The organism is Klebsiella sp. S69 (genome assembly GCF_016516145.1).
Classification (GTDB): Bacteria; Pseudomonadota; Gammaproteobacteria; order Enterobacterales; family Enterobacteriaceae; genus Klebsiella; species Klebsiella oxytoca.
In genome coordinates this window covers 124,168-147,021 of sequence record NZ_JACVUU010000010.1, presented here as the reverse complement: position 1 = coordinate 147,021, position 22,854 = coordinate 124,168, and the positions used below count along the sequence as shown (strand labels likewise).

General features: G+C 57.4%; 19 protein-coding genes and 1 pseudogene. 13 read left to right on the top strand and 7 right to left on the bottom strand.

All coding sequences use genetic code 11. The features are described from left to right. Positions 1-27: 27 nt before the first annotated feature. The 3 genes from IAE27_RS11910 to IAE27_RS11900 all read right to left on the bottom strand — a co-directional run bounded on the left by IAE27_RS11910 (position 28) and on the right by IAE27_RS11900 (position 2,157). Positions 28-723, bottom strand: a complete 696-nt coding sequence (locus IAE27_RS11910; RefSeq protein ID WP_004103877.1) for a CidB/LrgB family autolysis modulator — start codon at positions 721-723, stop codon at positions 28-30. After that, positions 720-1,118, bottom strand: coding sequence for a CidA/LrgA family protein (locus IAE27_RS11905; protein ID WP_004103875.1), 399 nt, complete (start codon positions 1,116-1,118; stop codon positions 720-722). Before IAE27_RS11905 ends, IAE27_RS11910 begins: the two co-directional genes overlap by 4 nt. A 121-nt stretch (positions 1,119-1,239) precedes the next feature. After that, the gene (locus IAE27_RS11900; RefSeq protein WP_154022251.1) at positions 1,240-2,157 is read right to left on the bottom strand and encodes a LysR substrate-binding domain-containing protein; all 918 of its coding nucleotides are present in this window, start codon (positions 2,155-2,157) and stop codon (positions 1,240-1,242) included. A gap of 126 nt (positions 2,158-2,283) precedes the next feature. Between IAE27_RS11900 and IAE27_RS11895 the strand changes: the two genes are divergently transcribed. The 9 genes and pseudogenes from IAE27_RS11895 (at position 2,284) to IAE27_RS11855 (ending at position 12,799) form a co-directional block, all read left to right on the top strand. After that, complete coding sequence (locus IAE27_RS11895) at positions 2,284-3,642, top strand: MFS transporter (protein ID WP_004103871.1); 1,359 nt, start codon at positions 2,284-2,286, stop codon at positions 3,640-3,642. Between the two features lie 11 nt (positions 3,643-3,653). Continuing rightward, on the top strand, positions 3,654-4,691 hold the full coding sequence (gene gtdA / locus IAE27_RS11890) for a gentisate 1,2-dioxygenase (protein ID WP_200092467.1): 1,038 nt from the start codon (positions 3,654-3,656) through the stop codon (positions 4,689-4,691). Between the two features lie 23 nt (positions 4,692-4,714). Continuing rightward, positions 4,715-5,413, top strand: a complete 699-nt coding sequence (locus IAE27_RS11885) for a fumarylacetoacetate hydrolase family protein (RefSeq protein WP_016809258.1) — start codon at positions 4,715-4,717, stop codon at positions 5,411-5,413. 8 nt (positions 5,414-5,421) lie between these two features. Then, positions 5,422-6,066: a maleylacetoacetate isomerase gene (maiA, locus tag IAE27_RS11880; protein ID WP_016809257.1), complete on the top strand. Its 645-nt coding sequence runs from the start codon at positions 5,422-5,424 to the stop codon at positions 6,064-6,066. Positions 6,067-6,074: 8 nt separating this feature from the next. After that, positions 6,075-7,268 (top strand): 3-hydroxybenzoate 6-monooxygenase, encoded by a 1,194-nt coding sequence (locus tag IAE27_RS11875; RefSeq protein WP_004103863.1) that lies wholly within the window; start codon positions 6,075-6,077, stop codon positions 7,266-7,268. 169 nt (positions 7,269-7,437) lie between these two features. Continuing rightward, the gene (gene dusC / locus IAE27_RS11870) at positions 7,438-8,376 is read left to right on the top strand and encodes a tRNA dihydrouridine(16) synthase DusC (RefSeq protein WP_004114085.1); all 939 of its coding nucleotides are present in this window, start codon (positions 7,438-7,440) and stop codon (positions 8,374-8,376) included. 152 nt (positions 8,377-8,528) lie between these two features. Then, on the top strand, positions 8,529-9,362 hold the full coding sequence (gene bglG / locus IAE27_RS11865) for a transcriptional antiterminator BglG (RefSeq protein WP_004103859.1): 834 nt from the start codon (positions 8,529-8,531) through the stop codon (positions 9,360-9,362). 53 nt (positions 9,363-9,415) lie between these two features. Next, positions 9,416-11,387, top strand: a pseudogene (bglF, locus tag IAE27_RS11860) (PTS beta-glucoside transporter subunit IIABC). A gap of 17 nt (positions 11,388-11,404) precedes the next feature. Then, positions 11,405-12,799: a glycoside hydrolase family 1 protein gene (locus IAE27_RS11855; protein ID WP_154022250.1), complete on the top strand. Its 1,395-nt coding sequence runs from the start codon at positions 11,405-11,407 to the stop codon at positions 12,797-12,799. A gap of 63 nt (positions 12,800-12,862) precedes the next feature. On the opposite strand, the gene IAE27_RS11850 is transcribed toward IAE27_RS11855, so the two are convergent. Continuing rightward, positions 12,863-13,597, bottom strand: a complete 735-nt coding sequence (locus IAE27_RS11850; RefSeq protein ID WP_154022249.1) for a class I SAM-dependent methyltransferase — start codon at positions 13,595-13,597, stop codon at positions 12,863-12,865. A 119-nt stretch (positions 13,598-13,716) separates the two neighbouring features. On the opposite strand from IAE27_RS11850, the gene mdtQ reads away from it, so the two are divergent. Further along, positions 13,717-15,156: a multidrug resistance outer membrane protein MdtQ gene (gene mdtQ / locus IAE27_RS11845; protein WP_142447411.1), complete on the top strand. Its 1,440-nt coding sequence runs from the start codon at positions 13,717-13,719 to the stop codon at positions 15,154-15,156. 104 nt (positions 15,157-15,260) lie between these two features. Here the strand turns inward: mdtQ and IAE27_RS11840 are convergent, their stop codons facing one another. After that, complete coding sequence (locus IAE27_RS11840) at positions 15,261-15,830, bottom strand: DedA family protein (protein WP_004103851.1); 570 nt, start codon at positions 15,828-15,830, stop codon at positions 15,261-15,263. 155 nt (positions 15,831-15,985) lie between these two features. On the opposite strand from IAE27_RS11840, the gene IAE27_RS11835 reads away from it, so the two are divergent. Together IAE27_RS11835 and pbpG are read left to right on the top strand one after the other, a co-directional pair. Further along, positions 15,986-16,573, top strand: a complete 588-nt coding sequence (locus IAE27_RS11835; RefSeq protein ID WP_004103850.1) for a Yip1 family protein — start codon at positions 15,986-15,988, stop codon at positions 16,571-16,573. A 173-nt stretch (positions 16,574-16,746) separates the two neighbouring features. Beyond that, complete coding sequence (gene pbpG, locus IAE27_RS11830) at positions 16,747-17,694, top strand: D-alanyl-D-alanine endopeptidase (RefSeq protein WP_004103849.1); 948 nt, start codon at positions 16,747-16,749, stop codon at positions 17,692-17,694. 156 nt (positions 17,695-17,850) lie between these two features. On the opposite strand, the gene IAE27_RS11825 is transcribed toward pbpG, so the two are convergent. Further along, positions 17,851-18,405 carry a GNAT family N-acetyltransferase gene (locus IAE27_RS11825; RefSeq protein WP_004103848.1) on the bottom strand — a complete coding sequence of 185 codons (555 nt, stop codon included), beginning with the start codon at positions 18,403-18,405 and terminating at the stop codon, positions 17,851-17,853. Between the two features lie 93 nt (positions 18,406-18,498). Further along, complete coding sequence (dld, locus tag IAE27_RS11820; RefSeq protein WP_154022247.1) at positions 18,499-20,241, bottom strand: D-lactate dehydrogenase; 1,743 nt, start codon at positions 20,239-20,241, stop codon at positions 18,499-18,501. A 194-nt stretch (positions 20,242-20,435) separates the two neighbouring features. Between dld and bglX the strand changes: the two genes are divergently transcribed. Continuing rightward, positions 20,436-22,733 carry a beta-glucosidase BglX gene (gene bglX / locus IAE27_RS11815; protein ID WP_200092465.1) on the top strand — a complete coding sequence of 766 codons (2,298 nt, stop codon included), beginning with the start codon at positions 20,436-20,438 and terminating at the stop codon, positions 22,731-22,733. Positions 22,734-22,854 lie beyond the last annotated feature (121 nt).

The window sequence follows — 22,854 nt, the reverse complement described above, 5'->3', positions numbered from 1 at the left end:
CATTTTAAATTGTGATTCAAATCACAACTATCCGGCTATTGCCAGGATCAGCGGAAACAAAAACGGGGCAACCAGCGAGGTAATAATCCCGCAAAGTACCAGCGCCAGCGAACTGAACGCGCCCTCCTGATAGTCGAGTTCAGCGCAACGGGCGGTACCCAGTGCGTGTGAGGCGGTACCCATCGATAAGCCGCGCGAAGCTTTGGTACGAATGCGCATCACATTCAACAGCGTATGGCCGAAGACCGCGCCGAGAATGCCGACAAAAATAACGCATACCGCGCTGATCGCCGGAATGCCGCCAATGCTGCTGCTCACCGCCATCGCAATCGGGGTCGTGACCGATTTCGGCAGAATAGAGGCGGCAATCTGCGGCGTTGCGCCCATCAGTAAGGCAACGGTGGTACCGGTGACCATCGCCACCACGCTGCCGATAAAGCAGATAGTGATGATTGATTTCCAGCGAGCGCGGATTTGGTGTAGCTGCTCATATAAAGGAAAGGCCAGCGCAACCACCGCCGGCTGCAGCAGATCGTTAAGAATTTTGCTGCCCTGAAAATAGCGCTCGTAGGAGATGCCGGTGATCAACAAAAAGGGGATCAGCACCACCATGGCCACCAGTAACGGATTAAGCAGCGGAAACTTGAATCGCGCCGCCAGCATGCGGGCGAGGAAAAAGACGATAAGGGTTAGCGGCAGCGACCACCAGATTTCATGGATCATTTTTCACTTCCTTTTTGACCAACCACTTTGCGCTCGCCGTGAACCAGGTGTGAGCTCCAGCTGACTACTAAAAAAACCACCAGCGTGCTTATCGCGCAGGAAACCACTACCGGGCCAAACTGCGCACGGAGTAAATCCCAATACTGCATAACGCCCACGCCGATAGGCACAAACAGCAGCGCCATATAGCGAATCAGGATATTGCAGCCGGGGTTAACCCACTGCGGCGGCAGGATCTGCAGCGCCAGGAGAAAGAACAAAATCAGCATGCCAATAATACTGCCGGGAATGGCGATCGGCAGGAGTGAAGAGAGAAAAATGCCCGCATACAAGCAGGCGTAGATCAGCACGAAAGCGCGCACATACTGCCAGACAATAATCAGTGATTTACTCATGGTAATAACCCTTGATGAACCGCATTCATCATACAATTAAAGCCAAAAATGTGCTACCGATCACATCATGAATTCTACGCATACCTGCAATAGAGACGGGGAACAGCAAAACGGACGGCTATCAGTGTGTCGATTGCAGCGACAGACAGTGCAGAAATCGGCTCAACGCCAGCGACGGCGCTTCACTTATTCGCCAGAAAACCCCAACGCTACCTTTTTGTTCAATGCGCGGCAAATTAAGAATCGCCAGCTGGTGCTGGGCCGCATAGCGCTGCGCCAGGCGCAGTGAGAGTATCGACACCATATCGCTACTCTGTAACAGGTTGCTGGTGACGTTCATCGAGGCGGACTCAATGGTGTTCTCCGGCAGCATGACGCCGTTATCCACCAGCGCGTTGTCGATGCTCAGGCGAATCGGTGTGCCGGTGGGCCAGACAATCCAGCGCCACGGAGAGAGGTCAGCCCAGCTTAACTGCGATTTTTGCGCCAGAGGATGATCGGGGCGGGCGACAAAGCAGACCGGCTCGGTGTAGAGCACCCGGTAGCTCAGCGGCAGCTCCAGCGCCCGCCCGCCGACTCGCCCGACCACGACATCAATCACCCCGGCGAGCAGATCGTTAAGCAGCGGCGTCATGACTTTCTCTTCGATATTAAGATGCAGGGTCGGCATCTCTTTAAGCAGTTCGAGGATCGCCTGCGAAACGCAGTCGGTGGCCACCGGTGAACAGCCGATCATCAGACTCCCCACCTGTCCGCCCTGTTTGAAACGCTCGATTTCATACTGCGAACGCGACATATCGTTAATCAGCCGCTGGGCGTGTTGAAGCAGCAGCTTTCCGCCTTCTGTCGGGCGCAGGCCTTTGCTGTGACGTTCAAACAGGGGCATGCCGACTTCATCTTCAAACTGGCTCAGCCATTTGGAGAGCGCCGGCTGAGTAATATTCATCATTTTAGCCACTTGCGTGAGGTTGCCTTGTTCCCCCAGCGCGACCAGCATCTGTAAATGGTGCAGCTTCAGTTTCTGCGTCCAGCCTGCCATCAGCGATAACCTCCAGGTTATGTCTATGCCCGAAATACCATTGTACATTTCATTGCTTGGGTTACAAACTCGCAACATAAAAGAAATAAATACAACATCTTCCCCTACCTGCACTGAGGCATAACGATGACTCAACGACTCGAACTACAGAAACTGCTTAATGCCGCGCCGGTCGGCGCCCGGCAGTGGCGCGTGATTATCTGCTGTTTCCTGGTGGTCATGCTCGACGGTTTCGATACTGCGGCAATTGGTTTTATCGCCCCGGATATTCGTCACCACTGGCAATTAACCGCAGGCGATCTCGCGCCGTTATTTGGCGCAGGATTGCTGGGCTTAACCGCCGGGGCGCTGCTCTGCGGTCCGCTCTCCGACCGCTTTGGCCGTAAACGGGTCATCGAGTTCTGCGTCGCGCTATTCGGCCTGTTTAGCCTGCTTTCCGCGTTTTCCCCTGACCTGGAGACGCTGGTGATCCTGCGCTTCCTGACGGGGCTGGGATTGGGCGGCGCGATGCCTAACACCATTACGATGACTTCGGAATATCTGCCTGCCCGGCGGCGCGGAGCGCTGGTGACCCTGATGTTCTGTGGATTCACCCTCGGCTCGGCATTCGGCGGCGTGGTCAGCGCGCAGCTGGTGCCGCTGATTGGCTGGCCCGGTATCCTGGTGCTGGGGGGCGTGCTACCGCTGATGCTGGCGGCGGCGCTAATCCCGCTGCTTCCCGAATCTCCGCGCTGGCAGATCCGTCGTCAGCTGCCACAAGCGATGATTGCCAAAACCGTTGGCGCGATAACCGGCGAACGCTATACCGATACCCATTTCTGGCTTGATGAGCCTGCCGCCGGCGCGAAAGGCAGCATCCGCCAGCTATTTGCCGGGCGTCAGCTGCCCATCACCTTGATGTTGTGGGTCGTGTTCTTTATGAGCCTGCTGATTATCTATCTCCTCTCCAGCTGGATGCCGACGCTGCTTAACCATCGTGGAATTGATTTACAGCATGCTTCCTGGGTGACCGCGGCCTTCCAGATTGGCGGGACCTTTGGCGCACTGCTGCTCGGTGTGCTGATGGACCGTTTCAACCCTTTCCGGGTGCTGGCGCTGAGTTACGCCCTGGGGTCGGTCTGTATCGTCATGATTGGCCTGAGCGAGAACGGTCTGTGGCTCATGGCGCTGGCGATTTTCGGCACCGGTATCGGCATCAGCGGCTCGCAGGTGGGGCTGAATGCTCTGACCGCGACGCTGTATCCCACCCAAAGCCGCGCGACCGGCGTGAGCTGGTCAAACGCGATTGGCCGCTGCGGAGCCATTGTTGGTTCGCTCTCCGGCGGCGTGATGATGGCGATGAATTTCTCTTTTGACACCCTGTTTTTTGTTATCGCAGTACCGGCTGTGGTTAGCGCCGTGATGCTTGTCCTGCTGACGCTTGCCGTTCGCAACCCAACATCTGTACCTGCCGCGCTGCCTTCTGCGGGCATCGTGAATAAATAAGGAGAATGCTCATGTCCCAATCTTCCATGGAAATCAACAACGATCGTCAGAACTACTATCAGCATATTTCCGGGCAAAACCTGACGCCGCTTTGGGAATCGCTGCACCATCTGGTCCCGAAAACGCCGAACCCTACCTGTGCGCCGGCTTACTGGAACTATCAGGAGATTCGTCCGCTGCTGCTGAAAAGCGGCGAGCTGATTGGCGCGAAAGAGGCGATACGCCGCGTACTGGTGCTGGAGAACCCGGCGCTGCGCGGACAGTCATCGATTACTTCATCGCTGTATGCCGGTTTACAGCTGATCATGCCCGGAGAAGTGGCGCCGAGCCACCGTCATAACCAGTCGGCGCTGCGCTTTGTGGTTGAAGGTGAAGGGGCATTTACCGCCGTCGATGGCGAACGCACGCAAATGCGGGCCGGTGACTTTATTCTGACGCCGCAGTGGCGCTGGCACGACCACGGCAACCAGGGCAATGAGCCGGTTGTCTGGGTGGATGGCCTCGATCTGCCGCTGGTGAACTATCTGGGCTGTGGTTTCGCGGAAGACTATCCGGAGGATCAGCAGCCGGTGACCCGCAAAGAGGGGGATTATCTGCCGCGCTACGCCGCCAATATGCTGCCGCTGCGCCATCAGGTCGGTAACTCTTCGCCCATCTTTAACTATCGCTACGACCGCAGCCGCGAAGCGCTGCACGATCTGACGCGTATGGGGGATGCCGACGAGTGGGACGGCTATAAGATGCGTTACGTCAACCCGGTCACCGGTGGCTACCCGATGCCATCGATGGGCGCCTTTCTCCAGCTGCTGCCGAAAGGGTTTACCTCGCGAGCGGCAAAAACCACCGATAGCTCCATCTATCACGTGGTAGAGGGCAGCGGCCAGGTGACTATCGGCGAGCAGACATTTTCTTTCCAGGCAAAGGATATCTTCGTGGTGCCCACCTGGCACGCCGTCTCTTTTATCTCCGCCGAAGATACCGTGTTATTCAGCTTTTCGGACCGTCCCGTGCAGGAAGCGCTCGGCCTGTTCCGCGAAGCGCGTTATTAAAAAATACGAATAAGGACTCCATCATGACTCAATACGTTTTTGCTCCCCAGGCCCCAATTAGCGTTCCGGTTGTCGGCAGCGATGAGCAGTTTCCGGTACGCCGCGTTTACTGCGTGGGCCGCAACTACGCCGCTCACGCGCGTGAAATGGGCTTTGATCCGGATCGCGAACCACCGTTTTTCTTCTGCAAGCCTGCCGATGCGGTGGTGCCCGTCGCTGCGGGAGAGACGCTGAACCTGCCGTATCCCGCGCAAACCGACAACTATCACTATGAAATTGAGCTGGTGGTGGCGATTGGCAAACGGGGAAGCGATATCCCGCTGGAGCAGGCCCATGAGTATATCTGGGGCTATGCCACCGGTCTGGATATGACCCGCCGCGATCGCCAGATGGAGATGCGCCAGATGGGCCGTCCCTGGGAAATCGGCAAAGCCTTCGATCTCTCCGCGCCGATAGCGCCGCTGCACAAAGCAGATACGGTTGACGTCAACGAGGCGGGAATTTGGCTGCAGGTGAATGGGGAAGATCATCAGCGCAGCGATATTCGCCACCTGATCTGGTCGGTTAATGAAACTATCAGCTATCTTTCCGGCTTCTTTGAGCTGCAGCCCGGTGACCTGATTTTTACCGGGACTCCAGAAGGCGTTGGCGCGGTGGTGAAAGGCGATGTTATCACCGGCAACGTAGATGGACTGACGCCAATCGCCGTGCGCGTGGTGTGAGGTGAATGATGAAGCTGTACAGTTTTTTTAATAGCTCTGCCTCTTACCGCGTGCGCATCGCGCTGGCGCTGAAAGGCATCGACTACCAGAGCGTGGGCGTCAATATCCGCATCGGCCAGCAGAATGCGCTGGAGTACCGGCGGCTGAACCCGGTCGGCCTGGTGCCGACGCTCATTACCGACGAAGGTGAATCTCTCGGCCAGTCGCTGGCGATAGCGGACTGGCTGGATCGGCACTATCCGCAGCCGCTGCTGCTGCCTGAGGAAGACAGCGCGCGCATGCGGGTGCTGGAGATCGTATACGCCATCGCCTGCGATATTCATCCCATTAATAACATGCGCGTTTTACGCTACCTTGGCGACGAGCTTAAGGTGAGCGAAGAGGAGAAAAAACGCTGGTATGCGCACTGGATCCAGCAGGGGTTCAGCGCCGTTGAACAGCTATTGCGCCACGCGAAATCCGGCGATTTTTGCGTGGGCGATGCCCCCACCCTGGCGGACTGCTGTCTGGTGCCGCAGTGGGCCAACGCGCTGAGGATGGGCTGCGATCTCAGCCACTATCCACGCTGCCAGGCGGTTTATGACGCCTGTACCCGGCTGCCGGCGTTTATCGCCGCCGCGCCGGAAAACCAACAAGATAAGATCCCGGCTTAGGAGGCAACATGGCAAAAGTGATGCGAGCAATCATTGTCGGCGGCGGTATTGGCGGGGCAGCCACGGCGCTTTCGCTGGCGCGCCAGGGTATCAAGGTGATGCTGCTGGAAAAGGCGCATGAAATCGGCGAAATTGGCGCCGGGATCCAGCTTGGCCCAAACGCGTTCTCGGCGCTGGACAGCCTCGGCGTCGGCGAAGTCGCCCGTCAGCGGGCGGTCTTTACCGACCATATCACCATGATGGATGCGGTAAACGGCGAAGAGGTCGTGCACATTGAGACAGGACAGGCGTTCCGCGACCATTTTGGCGGGCCGTATGCGGTGATCCACCGGGTGGATATCCACGCCACCGTCTGGGAGGCGGCGCTGACCCATCCGGCCGTCGAGTATCGTACTTCGACGCAGGTAGTGGATATCCGCCAGACCGCCGATGACGTGACGGTGTTTGATGATAAAGGCAATAGCTGGACGGCGGATATTCTGATCGGCTGCGACGGCGGTAAATCGGTGGTGCGCCAAAGCCTGCTGGGCGATTCGCCGCGGGTAACCGGCCACGTGGTCTATCGCGCGGTCGTCGATGCCGCCGATATGCCGGACGATTTACGCATCAATGCGCCGGTGCTGTGGGCGGGTCCGCACTGCCACCTGGTGCATTATCCGCTGCGCGGCGGTAAGCAGTACAACCTGGTGGTGACCTTTCATAGTCGGCAGCAGGAAGAGTGGGGCGTGCGCGACGGCAGTAAAGAAGAGGTGCTCTCCTACTTTAAAGGTATCCACCCGCGTCCCCGGCAGATGCTCGATAAACCGACCTCCTGGCGCCGCTGGTCCACAGCCGATCGCGAGCCGGTAGAAAAATGGGGCAACGATCGTATTACGCTGGTCGGCGATGCCGCGCATCCGGTGGCGCAGTATATGGCGCAGGGGGCCTGTATGGCGCTGGAAGATGCGGTGACCCTGGGTAAAGCGCTGGCCCAGTGCGACGGCGACGCCGCCCGCGCTTTCGCGCTGTATGAATCGGTGCGTATTCCGCGTACCGCGCGGATCGTCTGGTCGACGCGTGAAATGGGGCGGGTCTATCACGCTGCCGGGGTTGAGCGCCAGGTGCGCAATCTGCTGTGGAAAGGCAAAACCCAGAGCGAGTTTTATCGCGGCATTGAGTGGCTGTACGGCTGGAAAGAGGATAACTGCCTGCAACCACGTTAAGCGGCCGTACATTTCCCGGCCCGCAGACAGAGGCGACCTTGTCGCCCGGCTAAGCGCAGCGCAAGCCGGGAAGCAGCAGCGCCGCCGGTAAAACCGATATTCACCCCTTTCAACCCGCATCCAGAGGCGCTACCATAGCGCCTCTTTTTTTCGGGCAATGATAAACAATATGCGTGTACTACTGGCGCCGATGGAAGGCGTGCTCGATTCGCTGGTGCGCGAGCTGCTGACCGAAGTCAATGATTACGATCTCTGCATCACCGAGTTCTTGCGCGTGGTGGATCAGCTCCTGCCGGTAAAATCGTTCTACAAACTGTGCCCGGAACTGCATAACAACAGCCTGACGCCCTCCGGCACCCGCGTGCGCGTGCAGCTGCTCGGGCAGTATCCGCAGTGGCTGGCGGAAAACGCCGCTCGCGCGGTCGAACTCGGTTCCTGGGGGGTTGACCTGAACTGCGGCTGCCCGTCAAAGCTGGTGAACGGCAGCGGCGGCGGGGCAACGCTGCTCAAAGATCCTGAGCTTATCTATCGCGGCGCGAAAGCGATGCGCGAGGCGGTTCCCGACGAACTACCGGTCACGGTAAAAGTTCGGCTTGGCTGGGACAGCGGCGAACGGCGATTTGAAATAGCCGATGCGGTCCAGCAGGCGGGGGCCAGCGAGCTGGTGGTTCACGGCCGCACCAAAGAGGATGGCTATAAAGCGGAGCGCATTGACTGGCAGGCTATTGGCGAAATCCGTCAGCGCCTGACTATCCCGGTGGTGGCCAACGGTGAAATCTGGGACTGGCAAAGCGCTCAGGATTGCCTGGCCGCGACTGGCTGCGACTCGGTAATGATTGGCCGCGGCGCGCTGAACGTGCCGAACTTAAGCCGGGTAATAAAATATAACGAACCGCGTATGCCCTGGCCCCAGGTCGTCGGGCTGCTGCAAAAATATACCCGTCTGGAAAAGCAGGGCGATACCGGCCTTTATCACGTCGCGCGTATCAAACAGTGGTTGAGCTATTTGCGTAAAGAATACCTCGAAGCTTCTGATCTGTTCAGCGCGGTGCGCACTCTACAGGATTCAACCAGTATTGCGCGCACGATTAACGACTGGCGTAGCTAAACTATCTGACCTGCATCACATTTTTTTGCTTGTCCCATTGAGATTACCCGGCGGACAGTGAAATACTCACTACCGATTGTTACTGCTCCGGCAGGCAAAACCTGATTTCCTGGCATCTGTCGGGGTCAGGTTTTTTTGTTTTTGGGGTTCATATGCAAATCGCCAAAGTACTTAATAATAATGTAGTGGTGGTTGTCGATGAGCAGCAGCGCGAACAGGTGGTCATGGGCCGAGGACTTGCCTTCCAAAAACGCGTTGGTGACTCTCTTGATGAAAGTAAAATTGAAAAAGTCTTCGCGCTGCAGAGCGATGAACTGATTGGTCGTTTAGGCGAATTACTCAGTCAGATACCGTTAGAAGTGATGACCACCTGCGATCGGATTATCGATCTGGCGCGCGGTCGTCTCGGTAAGTTACAGGACAGCTTGTACATTACCCTGACCGATCACTGCCACTTTGCGATCGAGCGGCAGAAGAAGGGCCTCGCCATTCGTAATGTGCTGCTGTGGGAAATAAAACGGCTGTATCCGAAGGAGTTTGAGTTAGGGCAGGAAGCGCGGGCGATTATCGCCAAACGGCTTGGCGTTGAACTGGCCGAAGATGAGGCGGGTTTTATTGCCCTGCATCTGGTGACGGCGCAGCTCAACAGCGAAATGCCGGAGGTGATGCACGTTACCCGGGTCATGCAGGAGATTCTGCAGCTGGTGAAATATCAGCTGACCCTTAACTACGACGAAGAGTCGCTGAGCTACCAGCGTTTCGTTACGCATCTTAAGTTTTTCGCCCAGCGTATGCTGACGCGAACGGTGGTCGAAGATGATGATGTGACGCTGCACAGCGCGGTAAAGGATAACTACCCAAAAGCGTGGAAGTGTGCGGAAACCGTCGCCCGGCACCTGCAAAAGAGCTACCAGCGGCCGCTGACGACGGAAGAAATTATGTTTCTCGCCATTCATATTGAACGGGTGAGAAAAGAGGGACGCTAAGCGCCGATCGGGCCTGGCGCCAGGCTCCCACTCTACAACTGGATTGTTACTGCATTATGCAGGCAAAACCTGAGCGCAACGCTTACACGGCGTTGTTCTCGGGTTTTTTTATTTTTAATACTCAGTTAACGATGCCTGCGGGCAGCGGAAGTAAGGAAAAACAGCATGGAATATAAAGCACTCGCGCAGGATATTCTTAGCCGGGTAGGCGGCAAAGAGAATATTGTGAGTCTGGTTCACTGCGCAACGCGGCTGCGTTTTAAGCTTAAAGATAGCAAGAAGGCGGATGCCGAAGGACTGAAGGCGAATCCTGGCGTCATCATGGTGGTGGAAAGCGGCGGCCAGTTTCAGGTGGTCATCGGTAACCACGTACATGATGTCTGGCTGGCGGTGCGCAGCGAAGCCGGCCTGACGGACGACAGTGAGCCGGTTGCGGTGAAGGGCGAAAAAGTGTCGATTATCGGCCAGATTATCGACGTGGTTTCCGGTATTTTTACCCCGTTTATCGGCGTCCTGGCGGCCTCGGGGATCCTCAAAGGACTGCTGGCGCTGGCTGTCGTTTGCGGCTGGTTAACGACGCAACAGGCGACCTATAAAATCTGGTTTGCCGCCAGCGATGCGCTGTTCTTCTTTTTCCCGTTATTTCTCGGCTACACCGCCGGCAAGAAATTTGGCGGTAACGCCTTTATTACGATGGTGATCGGCGGCGCGTTAACTCATCCGCTGATGATTCAATCTTTCGAAGCCAGTATGGCGCCTGACGCCGCGGCGGAATATTTCCTTGGCATTCCGGTGACCTTTATCAATTACAGCTCGTCGGTCATCCCGATTATCCTCGCCTCGTGGGTGAGCTGCTGGATTGAGCGGCGAAGCAACGCAATACTGCCCTCGTCGATGAAGAACTTCTTTACCCCGGCGATTTGCCTGGCCGTGGTTGTCCCGCTCACGTTTCTGATTATCGGCCCGGTTGCGACCTGGCTGAGCCAGCAGCTGGCCAATGGCTATCTGCTTATCTATCAGGTTGCGCCCTGGCTTGCCGGGGCGGCGATGGGCGCGCTGTGGCAGGTGTGCGTCATCTTCGGTTTACACTGGGGCCTGATACCGTTGATGATTAACAACCTTACCGTGCTTGGCCATGATTCGATGATGCCGATGCTGTTGCCGGCGGTAATGGGTCAGGTTGGCGCCGCGCTGGGGATTTTCCTGCGCACTCGCGATGCCCGGCAAAAAGTGCTGGCGGGCTCGGCGGTATCCGCCGGGATCTTCGGCGTGACCGAGCCGGCGATTTATGGGCTGAATTTGCCGCTCCGCCGTCCCTTTATCTTCGGCTGCGTCGCTGGCGCTATCGGCGGCGCGATTGTCGGCTTCAGCGACAGCCACGTTTATTCTTTCGGTTTCGGTAATATTTTCACCCTGGCGCAGATGATCCCGCCGCAGGGCATTGACGCCACGGTGTGGGGCGGCGCGCTGGGAACGATTAGCGCATTAATCATCGCCTGCGTGCTCACGTTAGTCGCCGGGCTGCCGCGCAGCGCCGCCGAACAGGCGGCCGTTGTCGTGGCCCCGGCCTCGGAAAACGATATTCTGGCGCCGATGACCGGCAGCGTGCTGGCGCTCGATCAGGTTCCAGATAGCACCTTCGCCAGCGGTTTACTTGGCCAGGGTGTGGCGATTATCCCTTCAGTAGGCAAAGTTATTGCGCCGTTCTCGGGGGAAGTCGCCTCGATTTTCCAGACGAAACATGCTATCGGCCTGCTGAGCGATAGCGGAATTGAACTGCTTATCCATGTGGGTATCGACACCGTCAAGCTCGATGGCGCGCCGTTCACCGCCCATGTTAAAGAGGGCGACAAAATTAAAGCGGGCGATCTGCTGCTGGAGTTTGACCGTCAGGCGATTCTGAACGCCGGTTACGATCTGGCGACGCCCATTATTATCAGCAACAGCGACGATTACCGTGCTCTCGACATTGTTTCCGCCAGCGCGGTGGATGCCGGTCAGCCGCTGTTGTCCGTAAGCCGTTAATCACAGGAGAGAGATGAATGAAGACATTCCCACAGGCGTTTTTATGGGGCGGCGCGACCGCGGCAAACCAGGTCGAAGGCGCTTATCTGGAAGAGGGGAAAGGATTAACCACTTCTGACGTCCAACCGCGCGGCGTATTTGGCGATGTGGTAGAACGCGTACCTGGCGATAGCGGCATAAAAGACGTCGCCATCGATTTCTATCATCGTTACCCGGAAGATATCAGCCTCTTTGCCGAAATGGGTTTTAACTGCCTGCGCGTATCGATTGCCTGGGCGCGTATTTTCCCTGAGGGCGACGAAACGCAGCCCAACGAAGCCGGACTGGCCTTTTACGACAAGTTGTTTGACGAAATGGCGAAGCATAATATCACTCCGCTGGTGACGCTGTCGCACTATGAGATGCCGTGGGCGCTGGTGAAAAACTACGGCGGCTGGGGCAATCGCAAAGTGATTGGCTTCTTCGAACGCTATGCCCGTACGGTGTTTGAGCGCTACAAGACGAAGGTCAAGCTGTGGCTGACCTTCAATGAAATCAATATGTCCCTGCACGCGCCGATGACCGGCGTTGGTCTGCCGGCTGACAGCAGCAAAGCGGACGTTTACCAGGCCATTCACCATCAGCTGGTGGCGAGCGCGCTGGCGGTTAAAGCCTGCCATGACATCGTGCCTGAGGGCAAAATCGGCAATATGCTGCTCGGCGGCCTGATGTATCCGCTGAGCTGCAAACCGGACGATATTTTTGAAACGCTGCAGCAGAACCGCAGCTGGCAGTTCTTTGGCGATGTCCAGTGCCGCGGCGCTTATCCGGGCTATATGCTGCGCTATTTCCGCGACAACGGCATTAGCCTTAAGATCACCGATGCCGATCGCGAAGCCCTGAAAGAGACCGTCGATTTTATCTCTTTTAGCTACTATATGACCGGCTGCGTGACCGCCGACGAAGAGCTGAACAAAAAATCGCGCGGCAATATTCTCAGCATGGTGCCAAACCCGCATCTGGCAAGTTCGGAGTGGGGCTGGCAGATTGACCCGCTCGGTCTGCGCACGCTGCTGAACGTGCTGTGGGATCGCTATCAGAAGCCGCTGTTTATCGTGGAAAACGGTCTCGGCGCGAAAGATAAAGTGGAAGCTGACGGCAGCATCAACGACGATTACCGGATCAGCTACCTTAACGACCATCTGGTGCAGGTTCGTGAGGCAATTGAGGACGGCGTTGAGGTGATGGGCTACACCAGCTGGGGACCTATCGATCTGGTGAGTGCTTCGAAAGCGGAGATGTCCAAACGCTATGGCTTTATCTACGTCGATCGCGATGATGAAGGCAACGGCACCCTGGCGCGCAGCCGCAAGAAGAGCTTCTGGTGGTATAAAGAGGTGATTGCCACTAACGGCGGCAGCTTAAAAGAGTAATGCCCTGAGCACGAAAGTAACATCATCCATATGGCCCGGATAACCTCCGGGCCATTTTGCGTATTACGCCGGCTTGCGCGCGCGCAGCAGAAAAATCATCGGCCGCTCTTTTTCTTCATCCAGCGCTGGCTGGGCGGCAATCAGCTCCGCCGTTGGCCCCCATTCATCCAGATGCTCGATGATAAAACCGGCGGCCACCAGCAGGTTTATCCAGGTGGACAGCTTGCGGTGCTGCTTCTTCACCCCGTCGGCAAACCAGTTGCTGATACGTTCGCCCTCCTGCTGGTAGTGGCTCACCGGCCAGCGCTTCTGTCCGTTCTCATCTTCCAGCCAGCCCTGCTGCGGCGGGGCGGTATAGATGGGATGCTCGGCGGAGAACAGCAGCGTACCGCCGGGCGTCAGCGCCTGGTAAACGGTAGCGAACAGCGGCGCCACGTCGGGCAGATAGTGTAGCGCCAGCGAGCTATAGACCAGCTCGCAGCTATTTGCGGGCAGGGTCAGGTTCTCCAGGTTTTCACAGCGGTAGCGGATACCTTCGCCGCGGGTCATTTCGCGGGCACGCTCCAGCATCCGGCTGGAGAGATCCAGTCCCTCGACCTGCGCGGCGCCCCGATCGCGGGCCCAGCGGCAAAACCAGCCGTAGCCGCAGCCAAGATCGACGACGCGTAAACCGGATAACGGCGGAAGCATTTGCTGTATGGTTGGCCACTCAGGCGCGCCTTCCAGTCCCTTAACTGAACGGTCGAGGGTGGCGTATCCGGCAAAAAAAGCGGGATCGTCATAGATGTTCTGACTCATTTTCACTCCATGAGAAGTTTATTTTTAGCCTGCTAATAGTTACGGCACACGCTTTACTAAACGGCTATGATGCAATTAGCTTAATATACCCGACCTTATTTAATCATCTGACCGATTTCATGAACCTGACTTTGAGCAAACGCGCGTTGGCTGGCCTGCCACTGGCCATCGCGCTGGCGGGCTGCGCGCCATCGCACGATATTGGCAATCCGCTCCAGCAGCAAACCCCGGCATCCCACGTATCAATGGAACTGCCCGCCGCCGTGAAAAACGGCTGGCCGCAAAGCAACTGGTGGCAGGATTATCATGACCCTCAGCTCAATAGCCTGATTCAGCGTGCCTTAGCCAATGCGCCGGACATGCAGATTGCCGGGCAGCGCATCAAACTGGCGGAAGCGCAGGCGCGGATGTCGCAATCCACCCTGGGACCGAATCTGGATTTTTCCGCCGATCTTGAACGGCAGAAAATGTCTTCCGAGGGGCTGATGGGACCGTTTGCCACCGATACCGATGGCAATACCGGGCCGTGGTACACCAACGGTACCTTCGGGCTGACCGCCGGATGGGACCTGGATCTGTGGGGTAAAAACCGCGCGCTGTTACAAGGGCGAATCGGTGAAGTCAAAGCCCAGGTCGCTGAAGAAGCCCAGACCCGTGAACTGCTGGCCAGCAGCGTCGCCCGCCTTTACTGGCAGTGGCAGACCGAGGCGGCCATTAAAAACGTGCTGACGCAGATGAAGCGCGAACAGAATAACGTCGTTACCGTGGATACTGCGCTGTATCAACGTGGGATCACCAACTCGGCCGAAGGGGCGGAGAACGACATTAACGTCAGTAAAACCGATCAGCAGCTTGCCGACGTTGCCGGCAGTATGAAAGAGATTGAAGCGCGGCTGATGGCGCTGACCAACAATCAGAGCCAGGCGCTGAATCTGCATCCGGCGGATTTGCCTGCCGTCAGCGCGCAAATGCCCAATGAGCTGGGCTATGAGCTGCTGGCGCGACGTCCTGATCTGCAGGTCGCCCACTGGTATATCGAAGCTTCCTTAAGCGAAATTGATGCCGCGAAAGCCGCGTTTTATCCGGATATCAACCTGATGGCCTTCCTGCAACAGGATGCTCTGCATCTCAGCGATCTGTTCCGCCACTCAGCCCAGCAGATGGGCGTCACTGCCGGGCTGACCCTGCCGATCTTTGATAGCGGCCGCCTGAACGCGAATCTGGATATCGCCAGCGCGCAAAATGGCCTGTCGATAGCGAAGTACAACAAAGCGGTGGTCGATGCGGTTAATCAGGTGGCGAAAACCGCCAGCCAGGTTGAGACGCTGATGGCGAAAAATCAGCAGCAGCAGCAGGTTGAAAAGGATGCTCAGCGGATGGTCGCTCTGGCGCAGGCGCGGATGAATGCCGGGATTATTTCCGGTTCGCGCGTCAGCCTGGCGAAGCTGCCCGCTTTGCAGGAGCGCATTACCGCTCTGCGTCTGCGCGGCCAGTGGCTTGATGCCAGCATCCAGCTAACCTCCGCGCTGGGCGGCGGGTATCATCAGGCGGCGAAGTAGTTCGGTTTCCCCGTCTTGCGCTGCGCTTAGCCGGGCTGCAGATCGCATGGTTTGTGGATCTGTCGCCCGGATAAGGTGTTGATGCCGCCATCCGGGCACTCTCATCACTCTTTCTTCTTTGCCTCGCGGCGCTTTAGCCACCAGTGCGCCGCAACCACCAGCACCACCGCCAGAATCAGCCAGATCCAGTGTTTCAAATGCGCGTCCAGATGGTGCAGCCACGGGCCTATCGCTTCGCCGCCGAGATAGCCGAGCGTGGTAAAAATTAACGCCCAGATAATCGCGCCGAGAATATTCAGCGGCAGAAACACCTTCGGCGGCAGTCGACTGGCGCCAATCAGCAGCGGGCCGATAACCCGGAAGCCGTACATAAAGCGGGTGCCGATGACAAACAGGTAGGGGCGACGCTGGATCATGCGCTGGGCTTTCTGGATCCGCTTCTTCTGCCGGGAAAACCGGCGCAGGATGCGTCCGCCAAAGCGTCTGCCGAGCAAATAAAGCAATTGATCGCCAATCATTCCCCCGAGGGCGACCGAGATAACCACCAGCCAGAACTTCAATAATCCCTGATGTGCCGCCACGCCGCCGAGCAGCGTGATGGTTTCGCCTTCCGCCATGCTGCCAATGACCAGCGCCGCGTAGCCGTACTGGGTAATCAGGTTATTGATATCCATATAAAGATAAACTCCATAAAACGTCAGTCCCTTAATCATACACCCTGATGATAAAAATGCCGGGGAAGCGCATTTTTCTTGCTGTACACAAAATAATCTACAAGGTGAATTATACTTGGATCAGTGCTGTACCACGCCGTGACAAGGGGGACGCTATGAACCATGTCTGGGGGCTCTTCTCGCATCCTAATCAAGAGATGAGCGTTATTAAAAGCGAAAACGAAACCGTTTCGCATCACTACACGCATCATGTGCTGGTTATGGCAGCGGTTCCGGTTATCTGCGCCTTTATCGGCACCACGCAGCTGGGCTGGAACTTCGGCGACGGCACGGTGATAAAACTGTCGCTGATGACCGGCCTGGCGCTGGCGGTGCTGTTTTATGCCGTGATGCTCGCCGGGGTCGCGGTGATGGGGCGGGTTATCTGGTGGATGGCACGAAGCTATCCGCAGCGGCCTTCCCTTAAACGCTGTATGGTTTTCGCCGGCTATGTCGCCACGCCGCTATTCCTGAGCGGGATCGTGGCGCTCTATCCGCTGGTGTGGCTGTGCGCGCTGGTGGGAACCGTCGCGCTGCTCTATACCGGCTATCTGCTGTATCTCGGGATCCCGACTTTCCTTGGCATCAATAAAGAAGAGGGGCTAAGTTTCGCCAGCTCGACCCTGGCGATTGGCGTGCTGGTGCTGGAAGTGCTGCTCGCCATCACCGTGATCCTCTGGGGCTACGGCTATCGACTCTTCTGATTAACTCATTGCCGGCATAAATAGTTTTTTATGTCGGCAATGCAGCATTTGTTCACGATTCTTATTAGCCAGCGCGCGTTCTGACAGGGTATGATGATTTTTGCCAGCGGTGTTATCCCCAGCGCCGCGGCGTACGTTCATAACGTGCAAAAATACTTTTCAGAATGTTCACGATGACCAAATTTCGAGTTTCTTTGCTCAGCCTGACGTTGCTGCTGGCTGTGCCTTTTGCGCCCCAGGCGATGGCTAAATCCCCCGCGGCGGTGTCCGCTTCCCAGCCGGATATTGCGTCCGGCAGCGCGATGATCGTCGACCTTGCCAGCAAAAAGATCATCTATGCCAGCCAGCCGGATCTGGTTCGTCCGATGGCGTCGATCACCAAGGTGATGACTGCGATGGTGGTGCTGGATGCCCATCTGCCGCTTGATGAGATGCTGACCGTTGATATCAGCCAGACGCCTGAAATGAAAGGGATCTATTCACGCGTTCGCCTGAACAGCCAAATCAGCCGCCGCAATATGCTGCTGCTGGCGCTCATGTCGTCGGAAAACCGCGCCGCCGCCAGCCTGGCGCACCATTATCCCGGCGGCTATAACGCCTTTATTCGCGCGATGAACGCCAAAGCGCAGGCGCTGGGAATGACCCGCACCCGTTACGTTGAGCCCACTGGCCTGTCGATTCATAACGTTTCCACCGCGCGCGATCTGACTAAGCTGCTGATCGCCAGCGAGCAGTATCCGCTGATTGGCCAGCTGAGCACCACGAAGGAAGATATGGCGACTTTCGCCCATCCCGCCTACACGCTGCCGTTCCGTAACACCAATCATCTGGTCTATCGTGATAACTGGAATATTCAGCTGACCAAAACCGGTTTTACTAATGCTGCGGGCCACTGCCTGATTATGCGTACGGTGATTAATCAGCGCCCGGTAGCGCTGGTGGTGATGGATGCTTTTGGCAAATATACCCACTTTGCCGATGCCAGCCGTCTGAGAACGTGGATTGAAACCGGGAAAGTGATGCCGGTTCCGGCTTCCGCGCTCAGCTATAAAAAACAGCGCGAAGCGCAGATGGCCGATGCGATGCTGAAAGGCGGCGCGCAGACCGCGCAGAACGATTAACCCCCATTTCCCCGGATTACGGCGTAAACGCCTTATCCGGGCTACAGAACCGCGCTGAACCGTAGCCCGGCTAAGCGCAGCGCGAGCCGGGGGATTTTCCCGGAGGCGGCGCTGGCGCGCCTGTCCGGGCTACCGCTTACCCGCGACCCCGAGGGGTTACTCCGGCAGCGTCCAGTCGCCATCGCCGAGCGGGCGCTGCATAATCAAGGTGTCGCGCCAGTCGCCCATCTTATAACCAACGCTGCGCAGCTGGCCCGCCACGCTAAAACCGAACTTTTTATGAATTGCAATCGACGCGGCGTTACTGTGGCCGTCGCCGATAATGGCCAACATCTGTCGCCACGGTCCCTGTTCGCATTTCTCTATTAACCGGGAGAGCAGCGCGCTGCCGATGCCGCGTCCGCCCATTCCCGCCTCCACGTAAATGGACTCTTCGAGAGTGTAGCGGTAGGCCGGGCGAGGGCGATAAAACGTGGCGTAGCAGTAGCCGACGATGGTTCCGCGCCACAGGGCAACCAGCCACGGCAGCCCGCTATCGCGCACGGTTTTAATACGCTTGCGCATCTCGTCGACGGTCGGCGGGATCTCTTCAAAAGAGGCGCGTCCATTGAGCACGTGCCAGACGTACAGCGCGGCGATGGCGTGGGCGTCATCGGGCAGCGCCTCGCGGATCTCTAAGTCAGCGTCGTGTAATTTATCCACTGCGGACATGTTGGGTTCCTTAAGCGGGTTTGCCGGAGAGGAGATTTCTCCGGCGTGCAGCGTAATACAGAAGCCCCGCGGCTGAACAGCCCCTCGTGGGGATTATTGCGGGTCGGTAGGGCTTGCCGCGTTATCCGGCGTTTCTCCCCAGTATTTTTGCTTGCTGGTTTTGCCGATCCCCGGGTTCATACTGTTGGTTGGATCGTTCTCACGATAGAAACGTTTTAAGCTTTCCGGCGCCTCATAGAGATGGCCGACGTTATGCTCGGCGGGATACTGAGCGCCGCGCTCCTTCAGCAGCACCAGCATTTTCTCCTTCAGTTCGTGGGCATCGACGCCTTTTTTCACGATGTAATCCTGATGGAAAACGTGACACATAAAGTGACCGTAATAGAGCTTATGCACCAGTTGGCTGTCAATATCAGCGGGAAGATGCTCAAACCATTCGGTATCGTTACGGCGCAGGGCGATATCCAGCGCCAGAATATCTTCCACCTCATCGGCGTGAACCGCTTGATAGCGGATCGCCGCACCCGCAGCGGCAAAGCGGTGCAGGAAGGCTTTGCTGCCTTCTTCCGCGGTGCAGACGAAGAAATCCCCTTCGGCATTCTGGAAATACTCTCCAAGCCATGCCTGGGCTTCTTCGATGCCATCGCCCGCCATTTTCAGCAGCAGATGGTGTTCATATTTATCGCGCCAGGTTTTCATTCGCTCCGGCAGGTGCGCCGGGAAGACGTGACCCAGCTTCTGCATAAAGCGGTCGGTGAAGTGCGGCTTAAACAGAGAGACTTTCTCCAGCATCGCGTCGGTGCGGCCCTTCATGGTAAAGAAGAACGGCATTTTATCGGTGCCGAGCTTGTCGATCATCAGGAAGGTATCTTTCCCGTACTGCTCGGCGATGTCGTAAATATCGCGGTGCATGTACTCGCCCGCAACCGGCAGATGGCTGAATTCGGCGAGAATATGGCGGCGAATTTCGGTCAGCACTTCCGGCTGGTTGGTGCCGATGTAGAACACCTGCTGGCGTTTTTCCGCCGGGAAAGTATCGAGGCGCACGGCGAACACCGCCAGCTTGCCGGCGCAACCCGAGGATTCAAACAGGCGGTCCGGGTCGGCGTTGTAGCGCGCCGGGGAATCGGCATTCACGTCGCGCACGCGGGTGACGTAATCATGATCGTGAGCGTGGCGGCCATCGTGGCGGACATCTTCATCTTTAACCCGCTCGTCGTCGAGGCGGCTGAGGATCTGCTCCGGCGTGGTGCCGAGGTCGATGCCGAGGTGGTTCACCAGCGTCAGCTTGCCGTTTTCATCAATTTGCGCGTACAGCGACATTTCGGTATACGCCGGGCCACGCTGTACCAGCGAGCCGCCGGAGTTGTTGCAGATCCCGCCGACCACCGATGCCCCGATGCAGGATGAGCCAATGACGGAGTGCGGTTCGCGACCCAGCGGCTTCAGCGCTTTTTCCAGCGAATAGAGCGTTGTGCCGGGATAAGCCAGTACCTGTTCGCCTTTATCCAGCAGGTGCAGTTTATCCAGGCGCAGGGTGCTGATAATGACGATGTCGCGATCGTAATCATTGCCGTTCGGCGTTGAGCCTTCGGTCAGGCCGGTATTTGCCGCCTGCATCAGAATGATTTTATCGGCGTTGACGCAGGCGTTCAGCACGCGCCACAGCTCCAGCAGCGTGCCGGGAAAGACCACCGCCAGCGCTTCCCCCTGGCCGGAGCGGAAGCCTTTGCGATAGCGCTGGGTTTTGGCCGGGTCGGTCAACAGATGGGAGGTGCCAACCAGGCGAGCGAGTTCAGCCAGAAAAGCGTTGTTATGAGTTGTTGCAGATGACATGTTCCACTCCTTGTGGCGGTACAAAATTATCAAAAATAAGAATAGCCCTTTGTATGACAATTTGATGCATCAATGTTTCGAAAAATCAGAGAACAACGCGCGCTTTCTTCAGGCGTCTCGTTTATGTTTATGGCAGACTTCGATTTTTGCTATCTTTTCGCCGATCTGGCCGACTGGAACAATGAGGGATAAAAATGAAATGGCTTTGTACTGTAGGCGTCGCTGTGAGCCTGGCGTTGCAACCCGCGCTGGCGGATGAATTGTTCGGCAATCATCCCTTAACGCCGCAGGCGCGGGATGCGTTTGTGACCGAACTGCTGACGAAAATGACGGTGGACGAAAAAATCGGTCAGCTGCGCTTGATTAGCGTAGGTCCGGATAACCCGAAAGAAGCCATCCGCGAAATGATAAAAGAGGGGCAGGTAGGGGCGATTTTTAACACCGTGACCCGCCATGATATCCGCGCTATGCAGGATCAGGTGATGGCGCTCAGCCGCCTGAATATCCCGCTGTTTTTCGCTTTTGACGTGCTGCACGGCCAGCGCACGGTATTTCCGATATCTCTTGGCCTGGCTTCCTCTTTCAACCTCGATGCGGTGAATACCGTCGGGCGGATTTCAGCTTACGAAGCGGCCGACGATGGCCTGAACATGACCTGGGCGCCGATGGTCGACGTCTCCCGCGACCCGCGCTGGGGCCGCGCCTCGGAAGGCTTTGGCGAAGACACTTATCTCACCACCATCATGGGGGAAGAGATGGTGAAATCCATGCAGGGCAAAAGCCCGGCGGACCGCTACTCGGTGATGACCAGCGTTAAGCACTTTGCCGCCTACGGCGCGGTCGAAGGCGGCAAAGAGTACAACACCGTCGATATGAGCCCGCAGCGCCTGTTTAACGACTATATGCCGCCGTATAAAGCGGGGCTGGACGCAGGCAGCGGCGCGGTAATGGTCGCGCTCAACTCGCTTAACGGTACTCCGGCAACCTCGGATTCCTGGCTGCTGAAGGACGTGCTGCGCGACCAGTGGGGCTTCAAAGGCATCACCGTGTCCGACCATGGGGCCATAAAGGAGTTGATCAAACACGGCGTGGCCGCGGACCCGGAAGACGCGGTGCGCGTGGCGCTGAAGTCCGGTATCAACATGAGCATGAGCGATGAATACTACAGTAAGTATCTGCCCGGGCTGGTGAAGTCCGGCAAGGTGACGATGGCGGAGCTCGATGATGCAACCCGCCACGTGCTGAACGTCAAATACGATATGGGGCTGTTTAACGATCCCTATAGCCACCTGGGGCCGAAAGATTCCGATCCGCAGGATACCAATGCCGAAAGCCGTCTGCATCGTAAAGAAGCGCGTGAAGTGGCGCGCGAAAGCCTGGTGCTGCTGAAAAACCGTCTCGACACGCTGCCGCTGAAAAAATCGGGCACTATCGCGGTAATCGGCGCGCTGGCCGACAGCAAGCGCGACATGATGGGCAGCTGGTCAGCGGCGGGCGTGGCCGATCAGTCGGTCACCGTGCTGGCCGGAATGCAAAAGGCGCTGGGCGATCAGGGCAAAATCATCTATGCCAAAGGCGCCAACGTCACTGATGATAAAGGTATCGTCGACTTCCTTAATCTGTACGAGAAAGCGGTGCAGGTTGATCCACGCTCGCCGCAGGAGATGATTGATGAAGCGGTGGCGGCGGCGAAGCAGTCCGACGTGGTGGTTGCCGTGGTGGGTGAAGCGCAGGGTATGGCGCATGAAGCCTCCAGTCGCACCGACATCACCCTGCCGCAGAGCCAGCGCGCCCTCATTAGCGCGCTGAAAGCGACCGGTAAACCGCTGGTGCTGGTGCTGATGAACGGCCGTCCGCTGGCGCTGGTGAAAGAGGATCAGCAGGCCGATGCGATACTCGAAACCTGGTTCGCCGGTACCGAAGGCGGCAACGCCATTGCCGACGTGCTGTTCGGCGACTACAACCCGTCGGGCAAACTGCCGATGTCCTTCCCGCGTTCGGTCGGGCAGATCCCAACCTACTACAGCCATCTCAATACCGGTCGCCCGTACAATGCAGATAAGCCGAACAAGTACACCTCGCGCTACTTTGACGAGGCCAACGGCCCGCTCTATCCCTTTGGCTACGGCCTGAGCTATACCACCTTTAGCGTTTCCGATGTGAAAATGTCGGCGCCGACCCTGCAGCGTGACGGTAGCGTAACCGCCAGCGTGCAGGTGACCAATACCGGCAAGCGTGAAGGGGCGACGGTGATTCAGCTTTATCTGCAGGACGTCACCGCTTCCCTGAGCCGGCCGGTGAAAATGCTGCGCGGCTTTAAGAAGGTGATCCTCAAGCCGGGTGAGACGCAAACCGTCAGCTTCCCGATTGACATTGAGGCGCTGAAGTTCTGGAACCAGCAGATGAAGTACGACGCCGAGCCGGGCAAATTCAACGTCTTTATCGGCGTCGATTCCGCCCGCGTGAAGCAGGGCGAGTTCGAACTGCTGTAATTGCGCTTTGTCGCCCGGGTAAGGCTGTGGCCGCCGCACGGGAACACGCATTCCTTATCCCAAAGGCCGATTTATCGGCCTTTTCTTTTTCCGCTCCGCCCCAAATGAACTACGCTTTTTG

Bases quoted from the DNA above. Each gene is read 5' to 3' on its own strand.
- gtdA (WP_200092467.1), top strand. From the start codon at position 3,654: ATGTCCCAATCTTCCATGGAAATCAACAACGATCGTCAGAACTACTAT.
- bglG (WP_004103859.1), top strand. From the start codon at position 8,529: ATGCAAATCGCCAAAGTACTTAATAATAATGTAGTGGTGGTTGTCGAT.
- maiA (WP_016809257.1), top strand. From the start codon at position 5,422: ATGAAGCTGTACAGTTTTTTTAATAGCTCTGCCTCTTACCGCGTGCGC.
- mdtQ (WP_142447411.1), top strand. From the start codon at position 13,717: ATGAACCTGACTTTGAGCAAACGCGCGTTGGCTGGCCTGCCACTGGCC.
- IAE27_RS11905 (WP_004103875.1), bottom strand. From the start codon at position 1,118: ATGAGTAAATCACTGATTATTGTCTGGCAGTATGTGCGCGCTTTCGTG.
- bglX (WP_200092465.1), top strand. From the start codon at position 20,436: ATGAAATGGCTTTGTACTGTAGGCGTCGCTGTGAGCCTGGCGTTGCAA.
- IAE27_RS11840 (WP_004103851.1), bottom strand. From the start codon at position 15,830: ATGGATATCAATAACCTGATTACCCAGTACGGCTACGCGGCGCTGGTC.
- IAE27_RS11835 (WP_004103850.1), top strand. From the start codon at position 15,986: ATGAACCATGTCTGGGGGCTCTTCTCGCATCCTAATCAAGAGATGAGC.
- pbpG (WP_004103849.1), top strand. From the start codon at position 16,747: ATGACCAAATTTCGAGTTTCTTTGCTCAGCCTGACGTTGCTGCTGGCT.
- IAE27_RS11850 (WP_154022249.1), bottom strand. From the start codon at position 13,597: ATGAGTCAGAACATCTATGACGATCCCGCTTTTTTTGCCGGATACGCC.
- IAE27_RS11855 (WP_154022250.1), top strand. From the start codon at position 11,405: ATGAAGACATTCCCACAGGCGTTTTTATGGGGCGGCGCGACCGCGGCA.
- IAE27_RS11825 (WP_004103848.1), bottom strand. From the start codon at position 18,405: ATGTCCGCAGTGGATAAATTACACGACGCTGACTTAGAGATCCGCGAG.
- IAE27_RS11895 (WP_004103871.1), top strand. From the start codon at position 2,284: ATGACTCAACGACTCGAACTACAGAAACTGCTTAATGCCGCGCCGGTC.
- IAE27_RS11910 (WP_004103877.1), bottom strand. From the start codon at position 723: ATGATCCATGAAATCTGGTGGTCGCTGCCGCTAACCCTTATCGTCTTT.
- IAE27_RS11900 (WP_154022251.1), bottom strand. From the start codon at position 2,157: ATGGCAGGCTGGACGCAGAAACTGAAGCTGCACCATTTACAGATGCTG.
- IAE27_RS11875 (WP_004103863.1), top strand. From the start codon at position 6,075: ATGGCAAAAGTGATGCGAGCAATCATTGTCGGCGGCGGTATTGGCGGG.
- IAE27_RS11885 (WP_016809258.1), top strand. From the start codon at position 4,715: ATGACTCAATACGTTTTTGCTCCCCAGGCCCCAATTAGCGTTCCGGTT.
- dusC (WP_004114085.1), top strand. From the start codon at position 7,438: ATGCGTGTACTACTGGCGCCGATGGAAGGCGTGCTCGATTCGCTGGTG.
- dld (WP_154022247.1), bottom strand. From the start codon at position 20,241: ATGTCATCTGCAACAACTCATAACAACGCTTTTCTGGCTGAACTCGCT.